Raw genomic sequence first — 24,870 nt, 5'->3', positions numbered from 1 at the left:
ATATGGAGTTAAAGCAGGTAGATAATATATACTTTATTGGGATTGGAGGGATTGGAATGAGTGCTATTGCCCGTTATTTTTTTGTTATGGGTAAAAATGTTGCAGGATATGATAGGTCGAGTTCTCCAATTACCGATTCCTTGAAGGAGCTTGGAGTAAGTATTCATTATGAGGATGAAGTAAAAAACATAGATCTACACTTTTTAAATAAAAAGGAAACTATGGTTGTTTATACACCAGCAATTTCCTCAGATCATCAACAACTAACTTATTTTAGAGCTAATAATTATATTGTTTTAAAAAGATCCGAAATTCTTGGAGAAATTACAAAAAATACATTTTGTTTTGGGGTTGCAGGAACACATGGAAAAACCACTACATCTGCAATTTTAGGGCACATAATGCAGCCCTTAAAGGCAACTTCTTTTTTAGGGGGTATTTTAGAGAACTACGATTCGAATTTGATTTTAGGGGAAGACTTGATTTCTGTAGTAGAGGCAGACGAATTTGATCGTTCATTTCTAGAGCTTCGCCCCAATATCGCTTGTATTACTTCAATGGATTTAGATCATTTAGATATATACGATAAGCCTGGCGCTTTGCATGAGTCCTTTAGAGAATTTGCAGGAAAAGTCTCGGATGCTTTAATTGTGGCTGAAGATTTACCAATTAAAGGTTTAACTTATGGTTTTGGAAATTCTGTGGCTTATCAAGCTTTAAATATAAAAGTAAGTGAAGGTGGTTACTTATTTGATATAAAAACACCTGGTACGATAGTTAAAGATATAAAGTTTCATTCAGCAGGAAGACACAATTTGATGAATGCATTGGCTGCTTTTACGATGGCAGATGTTTATGGTGTATCTTTTGAGATGATTAAAGATCAGTTGTTTAGTTTTAGGGGAGTTAAAAGAAGATTTTCATATAAAATTAAATCGGAAAAAGTAGTTTTAATTGATGATTATGCACACCATCCAACAGAGATAAAAGCAGTAGAGACTGCTATAAGAGAAATGTACCCTAGAAAAAAAGTGTTGGCTGTATTTCAACCGCATTTATATACAAGGACAAGAGATTTTGGGAATGAATTTGCCGATTCACTTTCAAAGTTTGATGAGGTCTTAATGCTTGATATATACCCAGCAAGAGAACAATCAATAAAAGAGATAACATCAGATTGGTTAATGCAAAAAATGACAATAAATGAAAAAAAAATAACCTCAAAGAATAAACTTATTGAGAATGTTTTAAAATCAAATGCGGATGTTATCGTAATGATTGGTGCTGGAGATATTTCTTTGTTAGTAGATAGAGTAAAATTAGGTTTAGAAAAAAAATACAGTTTATTAATTTGAGAAAGATTTCGTCCTACATAACGTTTATTGCATTAATTGCTTTTTTATTTTTTTTATATGGGTTTTCTATCGATAGAAATAGAGATAAGATGGTGGAAAAAATAGACGTTGAATTTGAAGAAGGAGATAATAACTTCCTGACGCATAGTATGGTTGATAAAATGTTAATACAAAATCGAAAATTTGTTAAAAATCAACCGAAAAGAGTAGTAGATTTACACTCTCTAGAGACTAGAGTTTCGATGAATCCGTATGTTGAAAAAGCTTCTGTTTTTTTAACAATAGATGGAATACTGAAAACCCTAATAAAACAACGTAAGCCTTTGGCTCGTCTTGTAAATGGCGATACGTTTTTTTATATTGATAGATTTGGAGTTAAAATTCCAATGTCAAGTAATTTTTCATCGAGAGTTCCGTTAGTCTCGGGAGTAGAGGATGCTACAGAAATCAAAGAACTTATAAAATTACTACAAACCATCGCAAGCGATGATTTTTTTAAAAAAGAGATCATTGCAGTCGAAAGAGAGTCGAACGGTGAGTATGTTTTTAATGTTCGTTCTGGAGATTATAGGGTAGTATTTGGAGGTAGCGAGTTTGCCTCACTCAAATTAAAAAAGTTAAAGGCCTTTTATAATAAGGCACTTATAGACGAAACCATTACGCGGTATAAATTAATTAACGTAAAGTATCACAACCAGGTTGTATGCACAAAACATAGTCATAATGGAAAACAATAGAATAGCAGTTGGTTTAGATATTGGTACAACCAAAATTGTTGCCATGATAGGTCGTAAAAACGAGTATGGAAAGCTTGAAGTTCTCGGTATTGGTAAAGCGAAAAGCCTAGGTGTGAAACGTGGCGTTGTTAATAATATTACGCAAACAATAAAGTCAATACAACAAGCGGTTGATGAAGCTCAAAGCGTTTCTGGATATCAAATAGAAAATGTTGTTGTGGGGATTGCTGGGCAGCATATTAGAAGTTTACATCACAGTGACTACATAACACGAGAAAAATCAGATGAAGTTATAGATAACTCTGATATAGAAAATTTAGTTGAACAGGTTCATAAGTTAGTGATGCTTCCTGGTGAAGAAATTATCCATGTTCTTCCACAAGAATTTAAAGTGGATAGCCAACCAGAGATTAAGGAACCAATAGGAATGTATGGCGGGCGACTTGAGGCTAATTTTCATGTTGTTGTTGGGCAGGTGTCTTCAATTAGAAATATTGGACGTTGTGTTAAAAGTGCAGGGCTTAGTCTTTCGGACATAACATTGGAACCACTCGCTTCAGCCTCGGCAGTACTTAGCCAAGAAGAAAAGGAAGCAGGGGTAGCCCTAATCGATATAGGTGGCGGTACAACCGATTTAGCTATTTTCAAAGACGGTATTATAAGGCATACTGCAGTAATACCTTTCGGAGGAAATGTAATTACTGAAGATATTAAAGAAGGTTGTTCGATAATTGAAAAACAAGCAGAGTTATTAAAGATAAAGTTTGGGTCAGCTTGGCCAGGTGAAAATAAAGAAACGGAAATAGTATCGATACCCGGTTTAAGAGGGAGAGAGCCTAAAGAGATAACACTAAAAAATTTATCTAAAATCATACACGCAAGGGTTCAAGAAATCATAGAACATGTTTATCTAGAGATCAAAAATTATGGACATGAAACACAGAAAGGAAAGTTAATAGCTGGAATTGTTTTGACAGGAGGAGGCTCTCAATTAAAACACCTAAGACAGCTTGTAGAATACATTACAGGGATGGACGTTCGTATTGGATACCCAAATGAGCATTTAGCAGGGGATTCTGATGATGTTTTATCCAGTCCAGCATATGCAACTGCTGTTGGTTTATTAATTGAAGGATTGGAAAAAGAAGAAGAAACAATTGTAGAAATGAAAAAAGAAGAAGAACATATCGTTTTTGAAAGAAAAGAAGAGGAAATAAAAACAGAAGATGAAAAAGAAGTCTATAAAACGGAGGAAATACAGAAAAAAAAATCAAAATCATTCTTTGAAAAGTTCACTGAAAGGTTTAAGGAATTTTTAGATAACGCAGAATAAATAGAATAAAACTCTAAACTTGTCCCCTGTAGAGTTAAATTAAATTAAAATCATTAAAAGAAAAGTTATTATGAGCGCAGAATTTGATAACATTTCATTCGACATGCCTAAAACACAATCTAATGCTATAAAAGTTATTGGAGTAGGTGGGGGAGGAAGCAATGCCGTAAATCACATGTACAATAAACAAATTCACGGAGTAGATTTCGTAATTTGTAATACTGATGCCCAGGCTTTGGAAAATAGTCCAATCCCAAATAAAGTTCAATTAGGTGCGCATTTGACATCTGGTTTAGGAGCTGGAGCAAATCCAGAAGTTGGTGCTCAAGCAGCAGCAGAAAGTATTCAAGAAATACAGCAGATGTTAAATGCACATACTAAAATGGTGTTCATTACTGCTGGAATGGGAGGTGGAACAGGTACAGGTGCTGCTCCAATTATTGCTAAAATAGCAAAAGATATGGATATTTTAACGGTTGGAATCGTTACGATGCCATTTCAATTTGAAGGAAGAATGCGCTCAAAACAAGCTCAGAAAGGTATTGATGAGTTACGAAAACATGTTGATTCACTTATTGTAATTAATAATAATAAATTACGAGAAGTATATGGTAACCTTGGTTTTAAAGCAGGGTTTTCAAAGGCAGATGAAGTTTTAGCAACTGCGGCTAAAGGAATTGCTGAAGTAATAACACATCACTATAAACAAAATATAGATTTACATGACGCGAGAACAGTATTATCAAATAGTGGAACAGCGATTATGGGATCAGCAAAGGAGGCTGGAGCTAACAGAGCTAAAAATGCTATTATTAAAGCTCTTGACTCACCATTGTTAAATGATAATAAAATTACAGGAGCTAAAAATGTACTCTTATTAATTGTTTCAGGAGCGAATGAGGTGACTTTGGACGAAATTGGTGAGATTAATGATTATATCCAAGAAGAAGCTGGTTATGATGCCAATATAATCATGGGAATAGGTGAAGATGATGCATTAGAAGATGGAATTTCCTTGACGGTTGTAGCAACAGGTTTCACATTAGATCAGCAAGGAGATATATCAAGTACTGAAATAAAAAAAATTGTTCATACACTAGAAGATGAGCAAAAGGCAACGTATAATTTCGAAGAGAAAAAAGTAGAGAAAGCCCCTACAATTGACGAACCTTTAACACAAAAGATTGATCAGAGGGTGGTACATGTTTTAAAAGAAGAGAAAAATGAAGAAAACCCTGATCTAGTTTTTACAACTGAGTCTATCAAGAACATTGATGTAGTTTATGATGAAGTTACTTTTAATTCTGTTTCTGAGGAAGATTTTATCATTACTAACGCTTCAAATACGAACAAAGAGGAAAATATTAAGGAAGAGAGTATTCAGCAAGATTTACTGTTTGATTTACCTTTAAACTCATTTGAGGAAATTAAGCCAAAAGTTGAAGAATCTACAATAGTAAAAACAACAGAGCAAATTAAAAATTTAGAAGTTGAGGCAGATGTTGTAGATTCGAAAAAAATACATAAACGATATATTTTAGAAGATTTTAAAGCTGAACCAACAATAGGAAAGAGCTCTATTCCAAAAATAGCTAAAGAAGAAGACGAGTCATTGAGGTTTGAGGTAAAAACAAGTTCCAAGGAGGATGAATTGAATTCAGAGTTAAATGAAGAAGGATCTCCTATGAGTTTAACTATTTTAGAATTACAAAGAAGGGCTCAAGAGAGGCGAGATAAAATGAAAGGATTTAATTATCGCTTTGCTGACAAAGTAAGTAAAAATATAGATGAAATTGAACGTCAGCCAGCATATAAAAGATTAGGAGTTGATATAGATGCTAATCAAGATATTAGTAAAATAGACAAGGCCTTAAAAAATGATAAGGATGACTTATTAAATTCAAACAATTCATTTTTACATGATAATGTAGATTAAATTTATCATTTTTCTAAACAAAACTTAGAATGAAAATACAGAAACAATTAACAGAAAAAATAAAAGAGGCCATGAAGTCAAAAGACGTATTGGCTTTAAAAGCATTAAGAGCTTTAAAATCTGCTTTTATGTTAGTAAATACAGAAAGAGGTGATGCAGAATTATCTGATGAGGAAGAATTAAAAATTGTTCAGAAACAAGTAAAGCAAAGAAAAGATAGTGCTCTTATTTTTAGTGATCAAGGTAGAGATGATCTGGCAGAGCCTGAACTCGCAGAAGCCTCTGTTCTTGAACAGTTTTTGCCAAAAGCTCTTAGCAAGGAAGAAATAGAAGAAGTTGTAAATGATATTATTCGAGATATAAAAGCAGAAGGAATAAAGGATATGGGAAAGGTGATGGGAGTTGCTTCAAAAAAATTAGTAGGAAAAGCTGATGGTAAAATAATTTCTACAATTGTAAAGAGTAAGCTTGTAAAATAGTATTTTTGCAAACAAAGAAGACCCAATAGTTTAATGGATAGAATATCAGATTTCGGCTCTGATGGTGAGGGTTCGAGTCCTTCTTGGGTCACGAAAACACTGGTTTAGTCCAGTGTTTTTTTATTTAGTAATTATAAAACTTTTTGTTTCACCATTTTTCTTAATTATAAAATAGATATAAGCTGATCTTGATTTACAACTAGTTTGTTTAACTGTTAGTTAGGTTAGCGTATAAGTAAATAACACAGTTTTATTTTTTTGAAAAAGAAAGTAATATTTTGAAGATATTCAATACTTAAATTATTACAAGAAAACTATATTTGATTTAACAGTTTACCTATTTTTTTTATGGTAGGAGTTTGAATAACTAAAGAAATTTTTTCCTTCCATTTTTTTATGTTTTTAGTATCAATTAGTTCTTTTTCTATACGATCTAAAAGAAAAAGCATACCAAGTGAGTCTCCCCCCAAGTCGTTAAATGAATCTTCTCTATCGATCTCATTTTTATCAATTTTCAAGATTTCAGAAAATATAACTAATAAATTCAACTCTTTTGAGTTTAATACAGAAGGAATCGGAACCTTTGTTTCTTTTACTATTTTTTTTGAGATCTTCAATAATTGTTTTCGATCAACTTTTCCATTTTTAGTATAAGGTATTTTATCTAATCCAATAAATTTAGATGGAATCATATATTTTGGTAATTGAGATGCTATTTGTTTTTTAATATCCCCTACATTTATATTTTTAGGAGTAAAAAAAGCTATAATTATTTTTTTAGTATTCTCGTTATCTTGCCGTGTCTCTTCTGTTATGAGCGATACATCTTCTAATCTAGGAGTATTTAAGATGGCATGTTGGATTTCTGGAAGTTCAATTCGTACTCCATTAATCTTTATTTGATGATCATTTCTACCTCTATAGTGTATTAAATCATTATCATCCAAAATAGCTAAATCTCCTGTTTTATAAAGTATTTCATCTGGGTAACTGGGATTTTTTATGAATGATTTTCTAGTTAATAAGAGATTTTCTAAATAACCAAATGATACTCCAGCACCACTAATGTATATTTCTCCTATCTTATTCCTTGGAACGATCTGTAAATTTTTATCCAAAATATAAATCTTTGTGTTATCAATTGGAGTACCTATAGAAACTGATTTTTTCGATAAATTAGTAGTATAATCTATTTTTAGGTAAGAAGAACTAATGGTCGTTTCTGTAGGACCATATAAGTTATAAATCGTAATATGGTTTCCGAAATTTTTGAAAGTATTTTGAACTATTGATCTGGTTAATTCTTCACCTCCAACATAAATACTTTGAATAGAGTGTGTAGCACGAATATGAATTAGAGAAATCAATTTTAAGTAAGCAGGAGTAAGTTTTACTGCGTTGATATTTGGATTATGAATAATTCTCGATAAGAGGTCCAAATCAAAAGGTTCTGGATATAAAGTAATACTTCCTCCTGAAAAAAGAGGAAAAATATTATCTAATGTACCATCGAAAGAAATGGAACTAAATAGCGCTAAATTTGCTGTTTGGTCTTTCGAAAGATAATTAATGGACCAATTAAGATAATTAAGCAAACTCTCAGTTCTTACACAAACTCCCTTTGGCTTACCAGTGGAACCAGAGGTATACAATACATAAGCTAATTCATTATTTCGAGTTGGTATTTCGTTTTTCTCATTGCGAAAGTTATCATATTTAAAATCATTAATTTTTATCTTTTGAACCCCTTCTGGGTAGGTCATCAATTGATCAGTAATGACAAGAGTAACTTTTGCATCATTCAGCATATATGTTACTCTATCTTTTGGGTAACTATCATCAATTAATAGAAACGCAGCACCAGTTTTTATTACGGCAAAAATACTTTTTATTAGATAGCTAGAACGTTTAGAGTGAATTGCTATGATAGTTCCTTTAGGTTGATAATTAGTAGCTAAAGCATTAGCAATTGCGGATAAATCACTGTAAAATTTCTCGTATGTTGTATTGCTATTACCTTCGCGTAAAGCTATTTTTTTAGGGTGCTTTTTTACTTCTTCAAAAAGCCATTTGTCTATGCTTTGATATGGGAAATCGTTTTTTTTATTTCCTTCTATGACTGAAGGTTTTGTGTTTTTAATGCGATCTTGTGAAAGTTGTAATTTAAAGTTTTTTAGTGATAAAGATAAGTCTTTTGAATCTGCTAGTTTACTTGGGACACTAATGCCGAGGTATGTTTGGTGATTGTTTTCTGAAATAACAAAAGAACTTGCTATATTAGGAAGGTGCATTGGATAAAAAAACACACCTTTAGGATTAAAGTTATCAAAGCTAAAGTTTTGTAATTCTATTTTACCCATATGTGAGATAATACCACTTAGCATGAAGCTACTATTATTAATTTGCTTTTTCTGTAGTTTTTTTTGTATGTAGTTTAAAAATACCACCGGTAGATAATGAAATATAGTATCATATTGACCTGTTTGTAATTCTTTTTTTTCGGCTAACTGTTCAATTAAGTCTACATAAATATCTTTCCATTCAAGATCTTTGGAATCATCAGTTTCAAAAAAAATAGGATTACTAAAATTACTTCCAGTTTGAATATTTGTTACATGCTTCCTTAGATCAACAGGAATCATGAAACGATTTATTTTTCCTTTTTTTAAAAAATAATGAATTAATCTGGCAACTATTGCTGTGTGTTTACCAGGTAGTTTGATAACTGTTTGTGTGGCTATATCATCAGTTTTATACCTTGTCTCTTTTTTTATAGCTGGAGTGGCATTTAGAGGATAATTTTTACGAAATGAATTTTTAGGACTGGTAGTTTTTAAAAATCCTTCGTCTGTTAAGGTACTTGTTGCGCCTATTATAGTCTCTTTTTTTAACGCTCGAAAAACGTCATTAACCCAAGATATAGCCCCTTTACCATCCATTGTCCCATGAAATACTTTAAAAATAATAAAAAACGAGGTAGCATTTTGTATTTGATATACGGAGCTTGTTGGACCTTTTTTGTAATCTATAGGCGCGTCAATAGCGGAATTCATTTTAGAAGAGAATTCTTTTTCTGATGATTTAGGTAAAGAAATTACAGGAGGATCAATACCAGAATCTTTCCAAAAAGAATGCATTCCTTTTTTTACAAGAATCAATCTACTATTTGGATGTCTTTTAGAGGCTATAGACACAGCTTTTTGTAATTGTTTTATAGCTATTGAATGATCACTTTCAATAACCATTCGAATACAAAAGGGAGGATATAATTGAGCTCCGGTCAAATATAGTCTCTCAGAGGCTGAAATTTTTCTTATGAATTCTTTCATAATTATTTATGATTAAACATGTTTTGTAAAAGCAGAAACACCCCCAATTTGATTGATCCAACTTAATAAGTTTTGAATACCTTGACGTTCATTTATAATAGGTTGATAGGCAAAATCTTCTTTAGCTTTACTAATGTTATAGGTGCTTTGTCGAGTTAATAAGCCCAATGAATATTTTGAAAGAGGCATAGATTTATGATGTTTCAAATACGGTATTTTCCATAAAATTTCAAATATTGAAGCTGCTAGTATTGGTATTTTTGAAGGAATTGTTTTGTTAATTTCAGGAAGCTCTAAAAGTATTGCTAGGTGATTAAGAAATGTCCAGACTTCAATAGTAGAATCATCTGTTATGAAATAGATATTACCACCAACTTTATCTGATTTACTTGCTAGTAAGCAAGCATGTGAAACATTGTATACATGACATAAGTCAGTTAAAACAGGTCTTCCTCCAGAGAGGTTTTTTAATTTGCCAGTTGCTATTCTTTTCATGAGTTTGGGAAGAAAACCAGTCTTATCACGAGGTCCCCATATGCCTCTTGGTCTGATGCTAGTTGTATAAATACCATAGCCATTTTGACTCAAAACATATTGCTCAGCTTTAGCTTTTGAATCACAATAATAGTTCATTGCTTTTCTAGGATATGGATATTGCTCATTAATATTAATTTGATCTTTAAATTCGGCTAATACACTTGGACTGCTAATAAATAAGAATTTCTGAACTCCATTTTTTTTAGCAGCAGTCAGTAAATTTTTAGTTGCTTCTATATTTGTTTTTTCAAAAGTTTTATAGTTGCCATAGTCCATTGCTCTTGCAGCTGAGTGTATTACAATATCAATGTCTTGAGTTGCTGAATGGCAACTTATTGGGTTTTCAATATCTCCATATACATAATCAATATTTTTTCCGTAAGTGGACAGATGTGTAATATCACTTGTTTTTCTTATTAGTACTTTTACCTGATGTAAATCTTTTACAAAGGCATCAACTAAATGTCCTCCCAAAAAACCTGAAGCTCCAGTAATTAGAATACGCATGATTTTATAAATATTTAATAGTTTATTTAATAGGGGTTACTTTGAAATTGTTTTCCACCAAGTGGCTCCAAAAATAAAAGTATAAATTCCAGATGCCCATTTAGAATATCCTTTATTAAAACCCTTAGAAATACCAATAGGAATTTGTAAGGAATGAACGACGACACTCAAAAAGAGGTCAATTGACCATATAATTATTAATAATGTACTTATAAATGGCTTAAAAATCCCCCAAAATATAAAGGCCCAACCTAAAATAGGAATAATCATTAGGTAGTGAAATTTTAGAAAATGAATGGGTTTGTCAATATCGCCTTCTGGTTTTTGGTCATAACGATATTGATATTTTTCTGTAAGTTCAATCCGTTTAATTTTAGAATTGTGCCTAATATCCACAGGTAATGAGCTGTCAAATATGACTTCATTTATATGCTCACTCTTTTCAATTTTGCTTAGCATTTTTAAAATTTCACTTTTAATTATTACTTGTGATTTTTTCTTAGTGCTATTATTTGTTAATTCAATACAGATGATTGTTTTTATGCTTTTTGATTTAGTTTTGATACCAATTAAAGCACTTCGGTATACTTCTGGGTGTTGGTTTACAATACCTTCTATTTGCACTGGATATAAAGTTTTAATCGGGGCTGTAGATTTTACAACATGTGATTTTCGTCCACAGAACCAGACTTTTTCTTCTTTGTCTATCCAGCCTAGATCACCTGTTCTATGCCAGAAAGAACCGTTATCATAAATTTTATGTAATGCAGTAGCTTCAGGATTATCAAAATAAGAAGGGCTAATATTTTTTCCTTGTACAATTAATTCGCCAATAGTATTTTTTCCTAATTCTTGAGTTTGATCCAAATTTGTTATCACCTCATCAGTTATAGGAATTACTTTGACTTTAACACCTTCAACTGCTTTACCTATACAGCTACCATAACCTTTATGTGTTTTGTCAAGGGTTTGATTCAGAATTTTTTTACCCGTAATTGTAGTGAGTGGCAATCCTTCAGTAGCGCCCCATGTAACATTTAATTTTTCTGAATTTGTAAGTAATTTAGTCACATTTTTTAATGTTTCTGTAGTGATAGGAGCTCCCCCCGAAATTACCGATTTCAAGGAGTAAAGTTTTATGTTATTTTCAACTCCAAACTTAGAAACTTGATGTAATAATGCTGGAGAGGCAAACATTGAGGTTACGTGGAATTTTAAAATCGGTTTTATTATATTTCTAGGATTAACTTTAGCCGGCTTAGTAGGGTCCATATAAGGTAAAATACTTGTACATCCCATAAGTATATTAAGTACGCCAAATAAAGGTACAGTAACTAAATTGATACTTTTACTGGAGTTTTTAAATACACAATAATTCATGGAAGCCATTGCCTCGATCATACCATAGGAAAAAAAGACACCTTTTGCAGGTCCAGTGGTTCCCGTGGTAAAATTAATAATAGCTAATGCTTTTTTATTTGTTTTGGCTATTGCTACTTCTGAAGCATGGGTATTCTTTTTATGAGGTTTTGAAAGTTTCGAAATTAAAGTATTTCCTTTCACAAGAATACTAATCGTAATTGTTTTAAATGTTTTTGGTGAAAATTTTTTAATGATATGAGGAATTCTTGTCCCTATAAAGGCTGTTGGTTTTATTGTTTTATAGCAATGTAACAGCCTTTTAATTCCCATTCCAGGATCAACAATTACCGGAACTGCCCCCACTTTAAATAAAGCAAAAACTAAGGCAAATAATTCTATAGATGGCTTTATCATTATAATTGTTTTATCACCTTGTCTAAGCCCTGAATCAAATAAATGTTCAGCAAAACTTGTAACCATTATTTCTATTTCTTTGTACGAATAAGATTTATAGATGACTGTTTCATGATTTTTAACTCCTAACTCAAAAGCTGTTTTTTGAGGATAAGATGTACTATGCTGATAAAATATATTTGCTGGATTATATTCAAGTTGTTTCATTGTGTGTAATAAAATGGGGGTTGTTAACATTATAATTTATACCATGCAATTGAGCAAGATAAACCTCCAGTTCCTCCAACAAACAAGACATTTTGATTCTTTTTAGCGAGTTCTTGTTCGAGTAAATGCTCAAACCCGATAGCAAAGCAAGAGGTATGGGGATTTCCAAATTTCTTCAAAGAAATAACTTGGTCTTCTGGTATTCCAGCTATTTGAGCTACTTGGAAAGAAAAATCAGAAGACTGTTGCGTTGTTATGAGTAGTGTATTAGAAACGTTAAGTTGATTTTTTTTCATATACGCTAAAACCTCATTTCCTAAAAAGATACCTAACTTTTGAATGTAATTAGCGTGTTGAACAATCGTGATATTAGTTCTACTTGATGTGGTGTATTCGTCTAGATCGATATAGCCTTCGAAACCAATTTCCAAATCTTTTGTATTTGTAAAGTAAAAATTTTGAAAGCCTTTATTGGTGTCTTTTGATTTTTCAAGTAAGAATGCCCCACCATACTTTGTTATAGGGAAGTTTTTGTCTGATTGACCTCCCGGGTGGTTATCTGACGAAACAACAAGACAGTAATTTTTATCTTTTGTTTTCATGAAATTAGAAGCTACATGAAAAGCATTGATAGCTCCAGAAGCTCCGTTCATTAAATCAAAACTAAAAGTAGTTACAGGGGTATTAAATTTAATAAAGTCAAGATTGATTTCTGATTTTTTTTGGATGAGTGCAGCCATAGAAGGCTCTACCATATTTTCATCTCTATAGATTCCAACATTAATTAGATAATCAATTTCTTGATGATTGATATTTGTTTTTTTTAAGCAAGATGCAATAGCTTCTGTTGCCAATTGTATAGAACTATTACTAGCCGTACTAGTACCAACAGCTGTTATTTTTAAGTTCATAAAAATGTGTTTTTTATTTTTTTAAATTAGTTATTTTAACAGATAAACAACCTGTAATAATTCCTGATGCAGCTGGTATAGCTAGTACTTTTGAACCAGGTTTTAATTTGCCATTACTTAAGTTATGATATAACGAAATAAAGTGTGAGGTAGTGGCAGTATTACCGTATTTTTCTACGCAATTCAGGGGTTCTGCAAGTTTAAAGCTAGAAGATTCTTCAATATATTTAGTGAAATTTTTAATCGCTTTTAATCCTACTTGATGGTGGATAATCCAATCAAAATTTTCACTTTCCATAGATCTTCCTGTTTCCTTGTAATATTTTTCAATAAAATGTGCAAATAATTCAATTCGATCTTTTTTATGCATTTCATTATTATCTGTGTATAAAGCAAAGCCCGCATTTAAATCGCTTGGTTTTCCAATACATAATTCGGCATGTTCCGCAGCAGTTAATAATTCAATATAATCGATATAATCATGTTCGTCTTCTGCTTCATCAATTATTACAGCAGCTCCAGAATCACCAACAGTTAAAGAACCAAATTGAGAGTCCCATGGATCATTAATTTCCTTCTTTGCTGTTTCTGCTATACAAGTAATATTTTCTCCACTCACTACTAAACCCGTTTTTATGGCTCCAGACTTGATCATTGAATTTATAATATAGATACCAGTCATCATACCAGCACATGCATTTGATATATCAAAATAAATGGCATTTTCCATCCCTAAAGTTGTTTTGATGTAAAGACTCAAAGGAGGTTCGAAAAGCTGCTTATTACTGCCATTATGAAATCTTGAGATGGAAGGAACAATTATTAAATCTATATCTTTAGCTTCATATTTAGATTTGCTTAGGCAGTCTTTAACAGCTTGTAGCGCAATTTTATAACACGATTCGTTTTTAGAATATACCCTTCTTTCCTCTATTCCTGTAATTTTTTTAAGGTCAAAAGGTTGTTTGTTTTTCATTTCTGAAACAGTTTCTTCTATTGTCTCTATTTTTTCTGGGAAATAGATTCCAAGACTTTCAATTCTGTTTTTTTTATCAATTTTTTCCATTTTTTAATAAATATAGATGTTCAAAAAAGTTAAATATTTGTTGTTTAATTTTATGTTTCTAAAAGTTTTGTAACAAGCTAAAAAATGTATTCCATTCTTCTAGTTCCTGTGAATTTTTTATCCTTTCTTATATAGTCTCGATTTTCAGTTATTTTAAATCCTAATTTTTTATAAACATTAAGAGCATTTTCATTGTCGTAAGAAACATCCAATTCAATTTGTGCTAAAGGTTCTGATTTGATAGTATCAGTTAATGTGTTAAAGTAGTATTTAAAGATTCCGGTTCCACGAAAATTAATGTCAGTGCATATGTTAGCTAGGTATATACTTTCTTTTTGAGGTTCAATAAATAAGTGTGAAATTCGTAAGCTTCGGATTAATATTTTTGTGGCATTTATCCACCCATGATATTTATAGGATAGTTGAATTGTTTGTATGGCAAGACGTCTAAATTCAGTTCCTTTATAAGAAGTTGCTGTAAATACTATTTTCTCATTAAGTATACAAACTGTTTGTTTTTTGTATCCAAAAAATCCCTTTCCACTCTTGAAACAATACTTAATAAACTCCAGTGGAGTAGCATCTTTTAAAGTATAGTTGAAATCAAAAGATGGTTTCGAAGCTTCATAGATAAGTAGACAAACAATATCAGAATCTTGGGGGCTAGCTTTTCTAAAGAAAAGCTTTTTATTATTAGGGGTCATGACTTTTTTATTTTTGAAAAAAACTAAATATTAATATTGTTTTTTGTTTTGTAATTAGTGTTTTAAATATTCTTTAATAAAAAAATAAATAATTATTGTTCATATAACTTGTATGAGGTTATTGTTAAAAAAGTATTATAAACCAAAGACTTTCATCTTCATTTATCAAAAAAATTACAATGTTCAATTTGAGTCTGTTTTTATTTAAAGTGTTCTTTTACAGACTTTAAAGCATGTAGTTTTTATGGTTTGTTAATGATTTTGAAAATTTATTTTCTACGGACTAATGATAGTATAGAAGATAAATTTCGGGGTTACCATTCTTGTTACTAAATCTTCTTTGAAAAATTAATGGTTGTAGTACTTTTTATCGGATCGTATTGAAGTTGTTTTTTCTTTTTAAGAAAGATGTTTATTATTGTTCGGGGGCGTAGCATATTGTATTATTTAGAGGGGTGTAATTTATTACAAAATTATAATGGTTAATTTTTTGAGTTGTATACTAATTACTTTTTTTATTATACTTTTTACTGATTTTCTTTTTAAACTAAGAATTCGTTAATATTAAATACCCTTCCATCAAAAAAGCATATTCAATCGTAAATATTGAAAATAGAAGGTTCTAATGATATTTAAAGTTTATAGTATGATCGATTTCCAATTTAATCAATAATGTTAAAAAAAATGCATACTTATTCATGGATAAATTCAGTTTCACAAAGAAAAATTAAAAACTTTTCCAATATAAGTATGACTCATTGAAGAAGTGACATTTTATTCTTCTAATACTTGTTTTTCTATAAAAATGCTGAAGAGGCATTATTACAGATTATTGAACTGTATTATTTAAAGTAGTTGATAGTTCTGTTGTATTTATTTTATTAACGATTTGTAGTTTTCGAGGAATAAATATTTTTTTAATATTTATTATATTTTAATATGAGCTTCCCTATTGATTCATAAAATTTTCTTTAAATTTTATTTTGTTAAATAGAGTTTTTTCGAGAAGGTACTATTACAACGTCATCTATAGACAATAGCATTATTTCAATAAAGTTAGTATTGTTTTATAGTTAACCCTTAAGTAGGGTTGAAATAGAATACAATTATATATATTATTAAAAATAAATTAGTCATTTAAGTTGCTTCATGTTTATTGTAAACATATTTTAAAAGAATAATTCATTATGATCTAGCCTTTTTTGTATCAAGTGGCAACTAATTCCTACGTTACAAGTATATTTCTTTGAGTGAAAAGCCTTTTTACTTGACTTGTTTGTTGGTCACTAATATTTTCCATTATTGTTAGTTTTTCACATTAATTTATTATACTAAAAACGATCCTCTTTTTTTGTTAAAGAGAATCGTTTTTGCAATACAAGCTTATAAACTAATTTATTTGATTGCTATTATGGCACTAGAAGGTCCAGTTAAAGGCATTTTAGATGTTTCTCTGAAGCCACATTCTTTCGCCCAAACATCGAAGTCAGCAGATGAAAAGTCAAATCCTTCAAGTGTTTCTAAATTCATGTGTAATGACATCAGTAAACCAAAGGCGTTTTCGTTTCTATTATCATCAATGATATTTTCAATAACCACCAATGCTCCTCCAGAAGGTAGGGCATCATAGGCCTTTTTTATCAGCATTTTTTTATCTTTAATTCCCCAATCATGAAGAATATTTCCCATTGTAATAACATCAGCTTTTGGAAGCTTATCTTTAAAGAAATCACCAGACAATGCTGAAACTTTTTCATTTAAGTTCATGCTATTAATATTTTCTGATGCAACAGCTGTTACTTTAGGTAAATCAAAAGAGGTACAATGCATGTGCTCATTATTCAATGCTACCTGAGTAGAGAGTTCCCCTCCAGCACCTCCAACATCACAAAGAGTTTTATATGATGAAAAATCAAAAGTTTTTGAAAACATCATAAAATTTCCCATTTGAATACCAGCCATGGCTTTTAAAAATTCTTTCAATTTTTTTTCTTCAGAATATAACATTTCAAATATTGGAATCCCACCATTTTTCGTTTCATTTTGGGGTTTTCCTGTTTTTAATCCTTCTTCTAGGTTACCCCAAATTTGGTATATTCTATTATTGGTCATTTCAAGCATTCCTCCAACGTACGATGGCTTCTTTTTATCGAGAAACAGATTAGATTCTTCAGAGTTACTGTAAATAGATGATTCTTTTAAGCCTTTTCTGTTCAAAAAACCTAGTGCAACTAAAGTATCTAAAAAATCATAAAGCCCTCTTCCATTCAGCGCTAGTTTTGATTTAATGGCCTCTCCAGATAGCTCTTCTTTGGCTAAGTGAGTGAACAATTCCATGTTAACAGCTGTTAAAAGGGTTTTTGAAGCCCAAAATCCCATCCCGATTTCCATGATTCGAGAGGGGGTAATTTGTGTTTTAATATCCATTTTTATATTTGTTATTTATTCACACTAACGATTTGTGATGAATACTTATTTTTTAAGATCTAAATCTATGCAAAAAATACTTTAACTCGTAATTAAATTCTTTTTAAGTAATTAGGTTTTTTTTATTGAAAAAAACAAGGTTATTAGATAGGTTCTTTGTCATGTTAAATAATAAAGAATACGGTCGCATTATCTACAACTTTAGATTAGGAAGAGGCCTTTATAAAAGCGAAAGAATTATAAATTAGATCTCTAATATTTTCACTAAATTTCTTTGCAATTTAATTTTACCTTGTCTTTCAAGTGATTTTAGAAGTCGAGAAACAACTACCCTTGAAGTATGTAAGTCATTTGCAATTTCTTGATGGGTCACATTAATTGAATCATTATGGTTGACCAGAGCTTTGTCTCTTAGGTATTTAAATAGTCGTTGGTCCATATTTAGAAAAGCAATGGTGTCTACAGCCTCTACAAATTCTTGAAGTCTATTATGATAGCTTTGCAGAATGAATTCTTGCCATGTTTTGTATTTGCTTAGCCATTCACTCATTTTTTCTTTGGGTATCATTAACAATTTGATATCAGTTTCAGCAACAGCTCTAATTTTACTTTTGGTTTGCCCAACACAGCAAGATAATGTTACAGCGCAAGTATCTCCTTTTTCAAGATAATATAACACAAGTTCGTCCCCATTTACATCTTCTCTTAAAATTTTTATGGCTCCTTCAAGTAATAAAGGGATTGAAATAATAGAGCTATTTGTATTAATAATAGTTGTCTGAGATTTAAATTCCTTATAAATACCGATTGAGTGTATTTCATTAATTAATTCTTCTTCGAACAAATAGCCATAATTAAGCCTTAATTCTTTTATCAATGGTAATGTTTTTGTATATTCTTGAATGGTTTGGTCAATAAAGGTACTTAATATTATTTTAAAATATCACTATCTATGAGAAATAAACTCAGTTTTCTTGAGAAAAGAGTGCGAAAATTGTTGTAGTTTTAAAATGACAGATGATTATTAGTTATATTTTATAAAAAGTATCGAGTACTAGTATTTTTATCTACTTTTATAATTTTCTACTCTTTTTTTAGCATCCTACGGGTTAATTCTTGATTTTCTTTATTAAATATTTTAAGAATGTATATGTCACTTTTTAAGTTGCTTAGGTTTGGTAATTTGAAGCAATCTTTACCTTTTTCTAAAGTAACATTAACGTCTATTTTTTTGTTTCCAAAGCTATCGAACAATTGAATTTTATATTCATTACATACGCCTGAAACCCAGCGGATATTTAAATGGTTTCGGAAAGGAACAGGATAAATATCAATTTTTTTTTCTTTTTTTTCGAAAGTATTTTGATTACCTGGAAAATCGTATTTAATTACATGCTCAATACAATATTCAGCAATAGCTGTAATCGATATATACGGATTAACACCCAATGATCCAGGTATAAGTGATCCGTCTGTAATGTAGATACCAGAAGTCCCTTTTAACCGACCATATTCATCAGTTGCTTTTCCTAGCACACAGCCACCAAGTGGATGGTAGCAGATATATTCACCAACGCCTTTATCAAACAATAATGAAGCTATTGTTCCGCCATTAGCATTATTCATGTTATAAATAAATTGTTTCACGTTTTTAACCATATGGTTGGTATGTGTTTTTCCCCATTTTAGAATTAACATTTTTCTTTTATTATCATATAGTATTTCACCGTGTTTCTTTAGTTTGTTAATAACTAGAAATAAAGATGTCCATGTTTCCATTCCAATAGGTAGGGGGGCAATTTCAGCTAAAATAGCATCATCATTATCGGTCCATCCATCTATGGCAGCAACAGGAATTGTGGATTGACTTGCTCCTGTACCCCCTTTGACAAAATTTCTTCCAGTCATTACATTACCATTATTACCCCAAAGTTTACCAAGAAAATTATTATTACAATTTAAGGTATTCATTGCCTTAGATTTTAGTAATAGCTCTGTAGTACCAATACTTCCTGCACCAAGAAATAGCTTGTTTGTTAAAAAATGGATAGTTTCAATGGTTGTGCCTATTGTATTTATTTTGTTTACTTTAATTTTATATTGTCCATTACTTAGTTGAATAATTTGTTCTGCCTTATGCAAAGCTAAAATGGTTACATTTCCTGTTTCTAATGCTTTTTTTAAATAATTCTTCGTTAAATCTTTTTTACCATAATTATTACCGTAAATAACTTCATTATCAAGGGCAGACTTAGGAACTTCGTTTTTTTCTTCCATTTGTATGTAGTTAAAATCATAACTACTTGGGATTTTAACAGTTTTGTAGCCAGCTTTTCTAGCTTGCCGTTCGCCTGTTCTTGAAAATTTGTAATAGCTAGAGGAATTATAATATTGTTCAGGTATTATAGTTGTATCTAATTCGGAATGAGCAAGAGGAAAATACTTATTAAAAAATAGGGCTGAGTCTAGATTAGGAAATATCTCTTCAAAATATTCTTTTTTAGGGGTTACAGCCATTCCTCCATTTACTAATGAGCCACCACCGACTCCTCTTCCTAGATAAATCCTAATGTTCTCAAAGTCCATTCTGTCTAGTATTCCTGTAAATTTCTGAAAAGTTCTAAAATTTCCGAAAGGGGCTATTGTTGTATTTTTTAACCAGGTAGAATGTTTTGTAGCCCAGCTCATTTTACTAAAAGGAATTCCAGATGATTTCCAGTCTAATCCCATTTCAAGCATGAGACATTTTATGCCTGCTTGAGATAGTCTGAGTGCTGTTACAGAGGCGCCATATCCTGTTCCAATAATGATGGCTTCAAAGACATTTCCATCCTTTAATTCATTTTTCTTATATGCTTTGCCAAAAATAGTATTGCAAAATAATAATCCTGTAGCTCCGAGGGCTGTAGTTCTTATAAAATCATTTCTATTCATAATATCTTTAATATGAATATAAAAAATACATTATTTTAGTTCTTTAGTTAGTTGTTTTTTTGATTTTTTTAGCAACTATAAATGTAGAAAGATGTATTTATTTCGGTGATTACTCTTAATATATAGAGGGCGTTAGTGTTTAATGTTTTGATAGGGTGTTGATTGAGTGGCTGAGAGTAGTTTTTAATGAATTGGCTTTAATGATTGTAGATGGATTATTAATCTGTTATAGATAACTATTGTTTTCCTTTTGAAATTGAAGCTTCGATCAACTAAAACACTTTCTAGTCTAGTTCTCAAATCATCAATAGCTTCTATTGGTTTTCACTTTTGAAAACATAGATTCTACTAACTATAACGTTTGCTTTGCTATCAACTATTTTAATTGCATTAAAACCGTCTATTCCCCCATTTATTTGAATTAATGCTGAAGTTTTATTAAAATATTTTCCATGCTTAATTAAATATTTCAATTGGTCTAGTTTTTTGCATGTGTTTTCAATGAATGATTTTCCTTCAAACCCTGAATTAGTACTCATAATACAAATTAGGTCAAACTTATGAAGAGTATTTTCTATAACGGAGACAGGAGGCGTTCATAGCAACTCCAGTTTTTATAGCATTTGCTTTTATAGATTAAATGGTTCTATGCAATGATTACAAATATCATAGTGAACATTTTGTGTATTATCACTTAAATCAATAAATATTTTAATATATTTATCTTACTCAGCAGCCACTAGCTGTAAGTTAATGGTTCTTTGCAAGCATTGAAATAGATTTAAGAACAGGAATTTCAAAAGATTTTTGAGGAACGAAACAGCATTCGTAATACCTATATCTATATGAATCTAATTAGCTTTACTCTTGCTAACTATCTCAATGTTTTTGCATGTCTCCAGGTCATTTGCAAAAGTTGAAACAGTAATAATTTACATGAAATTTTGAGTTTAGTAAAAAAAATTATTTAAATTGTTCGGTTAACCATTGTTTTTAAATTCTGAATAGTTTCCATTGGCTCTTTACTTTTGAAAACAAAGCTTCCAGCAACTAAAACATCTGCGCCAGCATCAATTAGTTTATTTGCATTTTTATCGGTTACACCGCCATCTATTTCGATCAACGTCGTAGCTTTACTAAATTCTATTAAGTTTTTTAATTGACCTATTTTTTTATACGTATTTTCAATGAACGACTGTCCTCCAAATCCCGGATTAACACTCATAACACAAACTAGGTCGAGATCAGTAATAATATCTTCAAGGACTGCGATAGGGGTATGCGGATTTAAAGCTACTCCAGCCTTCATGCCATTTGCCTTTATCGATTGAATAGTTCTATGTAAATGAGTACAAGCTTCATAATGAACAGTCAGTATATTAGCGCCTAAATCAGCAAATGTTTTAATGTATCTATCTGGTTCAACAATCATTAAATGCACATCAATAGTTTTCTTTGCGTGCTTTGAGATAGACTTAAGAACAGGCATTCCAAAAGATATATTAGGAACGAAAACCCCGTCCATTATGTCTATATGAAACCAATCCGCTTCACTTTTGTTAACTAATTCGATGTCTTTTTGTAGGTTGGCAAAATCAGCAGCTAAAATTGAAGGGGCAATAAGTTTTTCCATTTATTTAATAGTTATTGTGTTGTATTGTTTGTTTTGAATTACAAAAATACATGAAATTTTTAATTTGAAAATTTCTCCGAGACTAAAGAAATATAACAATTAACTTTTTGATAGTGTAGTTTTTAATAGAGGGGCTTTTTCTAAAAAAAGCGAATAGTTATTGTAACTATTCGCTTTAATTTAAATATTTTTATTATTGAAGTTAACCAAGATAAGTCATTAAAATTTTACTACGAGATGTATGTTTTAATCTTCGTATGGCCTTTTCTTTAATCTGACGCACACGCTCCCTGGTTAAATCAAAGGTCTCGCCGATTTCTTCTAGAGTCATTGGTTGATGCTCTCCTAATCCAAAATATAATTTTACGACATCTGCTTCACGTGGAGTTAATGTTTCTAATGCACGATTAATCTCTATGCGTAACGATTCATGTAATAATGTTTTATCTGGATTTGGTGATTCACCAGAGTTTAATACATCATATAAATTTGAATCCTCTCCTTCAATTAAAGGAGCGTCCATAGATACATGACGACCAGAATTTTTCATTGACTCTTTAACATCATTAACAGTCATATCTAATTTTTTAGCAATTTCCTCAGCACTTGGTGGGCGCTCATTTTCTTGCTCTAAAAAAGCATACATTTTATTGATTTTATTGATAGAGCCAATTTTATTTAGTGGTAAGCGTACAATTCGAGATTGTTCAGCTAAAGCTTGAAGTATTGATTGACGTATCCACCAAACTGCATATGATATAAATTTAAAACCACGAGTTTCATCAAAACGTTTTGCAGCTTTTATCAAACCTAAATTACCTTCATTAATTAAATCAGGTAGTGTTAGGCCTTGATTTTGATACTGTTTAGCAACAGAAACTACAAAACGAAGGTTCGCTTTAGTTAATTTTTCTAAAGCTCTTTGGTCACCTGCCTTTATCCGTTGTGCTAGTTCTACCTCTTCATCTGCGGTGATCAAATCTACTTTACCAATTTCTTGTAAGTATTTGTCTAATGAAGCTGTTTCCCTGTTAGTAACTTGTTTTGTAATTTTAAGCTGTCTCATGTAATTAGGCTCGTATTTATTGTTAATTAAATAATGCTCTCTATTAACTAATACGTAGCAATGAAAATAAATGTTACAAAAGTTTTTGATTTTTTTAAAAAAAATCTATTTGTGGTTAAATATTTGTTAATTTTGTGGGGTTATAGAGTGAAAATGTGACTGTTTTGAGAAGTAAGTGTCTTAAATATAAAAAGTCTAAACAAAAAATTAACTGAACTTAGCCGTTGAAGAGTACTAATCTTACAAAAATAAGTGACGAAGAGTTGGTTATAAAAATAGTAGAAAAAAATGATACTCATTTGTTTGCTGTTTTATATGATCGCTATGCAGGTCTTGTTTATAACAAGTGCTATGGCTTTTCCAATAGTAAAGAGGAAGCGCAAGATCTAACACATGACCTTTTCATTCGTTTATTTGTTAAATTGCGTACTTTTAAAGGTAAATCAAAATTTTCTACTTGGTTATATTCTTTTACCTACAATTTTTGTGTAAATTATGTTCAACGTAATAGTGCAAAGAGAAAAGAAAGAGTAACAATTGTTACTGATCAAATCAAGGAGGAAGATAATGGTTTAGATGAAATAGATGATGCAGCTCTATTTGAGCTAAAGTCGGATAAATTAGCAAAGGCACTCGAACTAATTTCTCCTGCTGAGAAAATGATTTTATTAATGAAATATCAAGACGATATGAGTATAAAAGAAATAGCAGGCGTGTTAGAGTTAGGAGAAAGTGCTGTTAAGATGCGCTTAAAACGAGCAAAAGCGAAGGTTGTAGAAACGTATAACGAGTTGTAATTATTATGGATAATCCATTTAAAAAAATATTACATAACGAAGAATTGCCAAAAGTACTAAAAGAAAAGGTGCTTAATGATGTGGCAATGATAAAGCTTTCTATAGATGTAGCGGATTTGTTTGTTGTCAAATATCCCAATACAATTGTTGATTTACTCAGTGGAGGAGGGGCACCACCTCCAGACAACGAAGATAACACAGAAGAAATTACGGATTAATATCATAAACTACTAAACTAATACTATTATGATCTCTTTACAATTAGACATTTTGAAACCATTTAAAAATACATTTGAGGGAATAATTGAATCACTACCCAAAGTTGTTGGTTTTATCTCATTTGTTATTTTCTCTTGGTTAATCATAAAGCTTTTTTTATATATTGTGAGGAAGGCTTTAGCAAAAACTAAGATAGATGAATGGTCAAAAAAATTAAGTAACACGAAAATTTTTGGAGATACTACCATTAATATCGTACTTACCAACATAATATTAGCTGTTTTAAAATGGTTTTTAATTTTCATATTTGTAATGGTTGGCGCGGAAATGTTTGGTCTAGATGGAGTTTCTAACGGGATCAAAAGCTTTTTTGCCTATTTGCCAAAATTACTAACTGCTATAGGTATTTTTCTTGCTGGTGCTTACTTAGGAACTGTTGTAAAAAAGGCAATTCAATCTATGTTTAAATCTCTAGAGATAACAGGAGGTAATTTAGTTGGTAATATCGCTTTTTATTTAATTGTAGTTTTTTTATCAATAACGGCACTAGATCAGGCAGGAGTTGATACATCAATTATAAAGAGTAACTTAACTCTATTGATAGGCTCAATATTATTAGCTTTTACAATTGCATTCGGACTAGGAGCAAGAGATGCTGTTGGTAGATTATTGTTTGGATATTATTCAAGAAAAAATATAGGCATAGGTGAGCACATTAGAGTTGATGAAATTGAGGGAGTTGTGGTAGCTATTGACAATATATGTATTACTTTAAAAACCAATAAAGGAAAGGTTATTTTGCCCATTAAAGATGTAGTTGATAGCAAAATAATTTTTGAAAAATAAAAAATGTATATTTGCATATCTATCAGTTTGAAATTTATGAAATTGAAACTGAGAGAAATAACGATAGATTT

General features: G+C 30.8%; 20 protein-coding genes and 1 tRNA gene. 9 read left to right on the top strand and 12 right to left on the bottom strand.

What is annotated here, in order from left to right; genetic code table 11:
- Nucleotides 1-2: 2 nt before the first annotated feature.
- The 6 genes from murC (at nucleotide 3) to AC2GW8_RS07405 (ending at nucleotide 5,931) form a co-directional block, all read left to right on the top strand.
- On the top strand, nucleotides 3-1,355 hold the full coding sequence (murC, locus tag AC2GW8_RS07430) for a UDP-N-acetylmuramate--L-alanine ligase (protein ID WP_440882122.1): 1,353 nt from the start codon (nucleotides 3-5) through the stop codon (nucleotides 1,353-1,355).
- A gap of 89 nt (nucleotides 1,356-1,444) precedes the next feature.
- Nucleotides 1,445-2,092, top strand: a complete 648-nt coding sequence (locus AC2GW8_RS07425; RefSeq protein ID WP_440882121.1) for a cell division protein FtsQ/DivIB — start codon at nucleotides 1,445-1,447, stop codon at nucleotides 2,090-2,092.
- Nucleotides 2,079-3,425, top strand: a complete 1,347-nt coding sequence (gene ftsA, locus AC2GW8_RS07420; RefSeq protein WP_440882120.1) for a cell division protein FtsA — start codon at nucleotides 2,079-2,081, stop codon at nucleotides 3,423-3,425. Before AC2GW8_RS07425 ends, ftsA begins: the two co-directional genes overlap by 14 nt.
- A gap of 70 nt (nucleotides 3,426-3,495) precedes the next feature.
- Nucleotides 3,496-5,361, top strand: coding sequence for a cell division protein FtsZ (gene ftsZ, locus AC2GW8_RS07415; protein WP_440882119.1), 1,866 nt, complete (start codon nucleotides 3,496-3,498; stop codon nucleotides 5,359-5,361).
- A 29-nt stretch (nucleotides 5,362-5,390) separates the two neighbouring features.
- Nucleotides 5,391-5,840 carry a GatB/YqeY domain-containing protein gene (locus AC2GW8_RS07410; RefSeq protein ID WP_440882118.1) on the top strand — a complete coding sequence of 150 codons (450 nt, stop codon included), beginning with the start codon at nucleotides 5,391-5,393 and terminating at the stop codon, nucleotides 5,838-5,840.
- 19 nt (nucleotides 5,841-5,859) lie between these two features.
- Nucleotides 5,860-5,931, top strand: a tRNA-Arg gene (locus AC2GW8_RS07405).
- Between the two features lie 223 nt (nucleotides 5,932-6,154).
- Here AC2GW8_RS07405 and AC2GW8_RS07400 read toward each other — a convergent pair.
- The 12 genes from AC2GW8_RS07400 to AC2GW8_RS07345 form a co-directional block, all read right to left on the bottom strand.
- On the bottom strand, nucleotides 6,155-9,169 hold the full coding sequence (locus AC2GW8_RS07400) for a non-ribosomal peptide synthetase (RefSeq protein WP_440882117.1): 3,015 nt from the start codon (nucleotides 9,167-9,169) through the stop codon (nucleotides 6,155-6,157).
- A 12-nt stretch (nucleotides 9,170-9,181) separates the two neighbouring features.
- On the bottom strand, nucleotides 9,182-10,213 hold the full coding sequence (locus tag AC2GW8_RS07395; RefSeq protein ID WP_440882116.1) for an NAD-dependent epimerase/dehydratase family protein: 1,032 nt from the start codon (nucleotides 10,211-10,213) through the stop codon (nucleotides 9,182-9,184).
- Nucleotides 10,214-10,249: 36 nt separating this feature from the next.
- Complete coding sequence (locus AC2GW8_RS07390; RefSeq protein WP_440882115.1) at nucleotides 10,250-12,196, bottom strand: fatty acid CoA ligase family protein; 1,947 nt, start codon at nucleotides 12,194-12,196, stop codon at nucleotides 10,250-10,252.
- A gap of 29 nt (nucleotides 12,197-12,225) precedes the next feature.
- Nucleotides 12,226-13,107, bottom strand: a complete 882-nt coding sequence (locus tag AC2GW8_RS07385) for a 3-oxoacyl-[acyl-carrier-protein] synthase III C-terminal domain-containing protein (protein WP_440882114.1) — start codon at nucleotides 13,105-13,107, stop codon at nucleotides 12,226-12,228.
- A 13-nt stretch (nucleotides 13,108-13,120) separates the two neighbouring features.
- On the bottom strand, nucleotides 13,121-14,173 hold the full coding sequence (locus tag AC2GW8_RS07380; protein WP_440882113.1) for a 3-oxoacyl-ACP synthase III family protein: 1,053 nt from the start codon (nucleotides 14,171-14,173) through the stop codon (nucleotides 13,121-13,123).
- Nucleotides 14,174-14,250: 77 nt separating this feature from the next.
- Nucleotides 14,251-14,877 (bottom strand): GNAT family N-acetyltransferase, encoded by a 627-nt coding sequence (locus tag AC2GW8_RS07375; RefSeq protein WP_440882112.1) that lies wholly within the window; start codon nucleotides 14,875-14,877, stop codon nucleotides 14,251-14,253.
- Between the two features lie 1,395 nt (nucleotides 14,878-16,272).
- Nucleotides 16,273-17,304, bottom strand: a complete 1,032-nt coding sequence (locus AC2GW8_RS07370) for a methyltransferase (RefSeq protein ID WP_440882111.1) — start codon at nucleotides 17,302-17,304, stop codon at nucleotides 16,273-16,275.
- 244 nt (nucleotides 17,305-17,548) lie between these two features.
- Nucleotides 17,549-18,181: a Crp/Fnr family transcriptional regulator gene (locus AC2GW8_RS07365; protein ID WP_440882110.1), complete on the bottom strand. Its 633-nt coding sequence runs from the start codon at nucleotides 18,179-18,181 to the stop codon at nucleotides 17,549-17,551.
- A 206-nt stretch (nucleotides 18,182-18,387) separates the two neighbouring features.
- Nucleotides 18,388-20,238: a GMC oxidoreductase gene (locus AC2GW8_RS07360; RefSeq protein ID WP_440882109.1), complete on the bottom strand. Its 1,851-nt coding sequence runs from the start codon at nucleotides 20,236-20,238 to the stop codon at nucleotides 18,388-18,390.
- 314 nt (nucleotides 20,239-20,552) lie between these two features.
- Nucleotides 20,553-20,816: a beta/alpha barrel domain-containing protein gene (locus tag AC2GW8_RS07355; RefSeq protein WP_440882192.1), complete on the bottom strand. Its 264-nt coding sequence runs from the start codon at nucleotides 20,814-20,816 to the stop codon at nucleotides 20,553-20,555.
- Nucleotides 20,817-21,205: 389 nt separating this feature from the next.
- Nucleotides 21,206-21,871 carry a ribulose-phosphate 3-epimerase gene (gene rpe / locus AC2GW8_RS07350; RefSeq protein WP_440882108.1) on the bottom strand — a complete coding sequence of 222 codons (666 nt, stop codon included), beginning with the start codon at nucleotides 21,869-21,871 and terminating at the stop codon, nucleotides 21,206-21,208.
- 202 nt (nucleotides 21,872-22,073) lie between these two features.
- A complete protein-coding gene (locus tag AC2GW8_RS07345) occupies nucleotides 22,074-22,937 on the bottom strand; it encodes a sigma-70 family RNA polymerase sigma factor (RefSeq protein ID WP_028891227.1) in 864 nt (287 codons plus the stop codon).
- A gap of 224 nt (nucleotides 22,938-23,161) precedes the next feature.
- Between AC2GW8_RS07345 and AC2GW8_RS07340 the strand changes: the two genes are divergently transcribed.
- From AC2GW8_RS07340 to AC2GW8_RS07330, 3 genes are read left to right on the top strand one after another with little or no spacing between them, the layout of a single operon-like run.
- Complete coding sequence (locus AC2GW8_RS07340) at nucleotides 23,162-23,734, top strand: RNA polymerase sigma factor (protein ID WP_440882107.1); 573 nt, start codon at nucleotides 23,162-23,164, stop codon at nucleotides 23,732-23,734.
- Between the two features lie 5 nt (nucleotides 23,735-23,739).
- Nucleotides 23,740-23,952 (top strand): hypothetical protein, encoded by a 213-nt coding sequence (locus AC2GW8_RS07335; RefSeq protein ID WP_440882106.1) that lies wholly within the window; start codon nucleotides 23,740-23,742, stop codon nucleotides 23,950-23,952.
- Nucleotides 23,953-23,980: 28 nt separating this feature from the next.
- Entirely contained in the window at nucleotides 23,981-24,799 is an 819-nt protein-coding gene (locus tag AC2GW8_RS07330) for a mechanosensitive ion channel family protein (RefSeq protein ID WP_440882105.1), read from the top strand.
- The last annotated feature ends 71 nt before the right edge of the window (nucleotides 24,800-24,870 follow it).

This window comes from Tenacibaculum profundi (genome assembly GCF_057162725.1).
Note: the sequence above shows the minus strand (reverse complement) of the source record. Positions and strands in the feature narration are given on the sequence as shown.

What these genes read in the sequence shown, in the direction of transcription:
- AC2GW8_RS07335 (WP_440882106.1), top strand. Translation starts at nt 23,740, where the DNA reads ATGGATAATCCATTTAAAAAAATATTACATAACGAAGAATTGCCAAAA.
- ftsZ (WP_440882119.1), top strand. Translation starts at nt 3,496, where the DNA reads ATGAGCGCAGAATTTGATAACATTTCATTCGACATGCCTAAAACACAA.
- rpe (WP_440882108.1), bottom strand. Translation starts at nt 21,871, where the DNA reads ATGGAAAAACTTATTGCCCCTTCAATTTTAGCTGCTGATTTTGCCAAC.
- AC2GW8_RS07380 (WP_440882113.1), bottom strand. Translation starts at nt 14,173, where the DNA reads ATGGAAAAAATTGATAAAAAAAACAGAATTGAAAGTCTTGGAATCTAT.
- AC2GW8_RS07425 (WP_440882121.1), top strand. Translation starts at nt 1,445, where the DNA reads ATGGTGGAAAAAATAGACGTTGAATTTGAAGAAGGAGATAATAACTTC.
- AC2GW8_RS07345 (WP_028891227.1), bottom strand. Translation starts at nt 22,937, where the DNA reads ATGAGACAGCTTAAAATTACAAAACAAGTTACTAACAGGGAAACAGCT.
- AC2GW8_RS07395 (WP_440882116.1), bottom strand. Translation starts at nt 10,213, where the DNA reads ATGCGTATTCTAATTACTGGAGCTTCAGGTTTTTTGGGAGGACATTTA.
- AC2GW8_RS07410 (WP_440882118.1), top strand. Translation starts at nt 5,391, where the DNA reads ATGAAAATACAGAAACAATTAACAGAAAAAATAAAAGAGGCCATGAAG.
- AC2GW8_RS07360 (WP_440882109.1), bottom strand. Translation starts at nt 20,238, where the DNA reads ATGAATAGAAATGATTTTATAAGAACTACAGCCCTCGGAGCTACAGGA.
- AC2GW8_RS07400 (WP_440882117.1), bottom strand. Translation starts at nt 9,169, where the DNA reads ATGAAAGAATTCATAAGAAAAATTTCAGCCTCTGAGAGACTATATTTG.
- AC2GW8_RS07385 (WP_440882114.1), bottom strand. Translation starts at nt 13,107, where the DNA reads ATGAACTTAAAAATAACAGCTGTTGGTACTAGTACGGCTAGTAATAGT.
- AC2GW8_RS07390 (WP_440882115.1), bottom strand. Translation starts at nt 12,196, where the DNA reads ATGAAACAACTTGAATATAATCCAGCAAATATATTTTATCAGCATAGT.
- murC (WP_440882122.1), top strand. Translation starts at nt 3, where the DNA reads ATGGAGTTAAAGCAGGTAGATAATATATACTTTATTGGGATTGGAGGG.
- AC2GW8_RS07330 (WP_440882105.1), top strand. Translation starts at nt 23,981, where the DNA reads ATGATCTCTTTACAATTAGACATTTTGAAACCATTTAAAAATACATTT.
- ftsA (WP_440882120.1), top strand. Translation starts at nt 2,079, where the DNA reads ATGGAAAACAATAGAATAGCAGTTGGTTTAGATATTGGTACAACCAAA.
- AC2GW8_RS07370 (WP_440882111.1), bottom strand. Translation starts at nt 17,304, where the DNA reads ATGGATATTAAAACACAAATTACCCCCTCTCGAATCATGGAAATCGGG.
- AC2GW8_RS07375 (WP_440882112.1), bottom strand. Translation starts at nt 14,877, where the DNA reads ATGACCCCTAATAATAAAAAGCTTTTCTTTAGAAAAGCTAGCCCCCAA.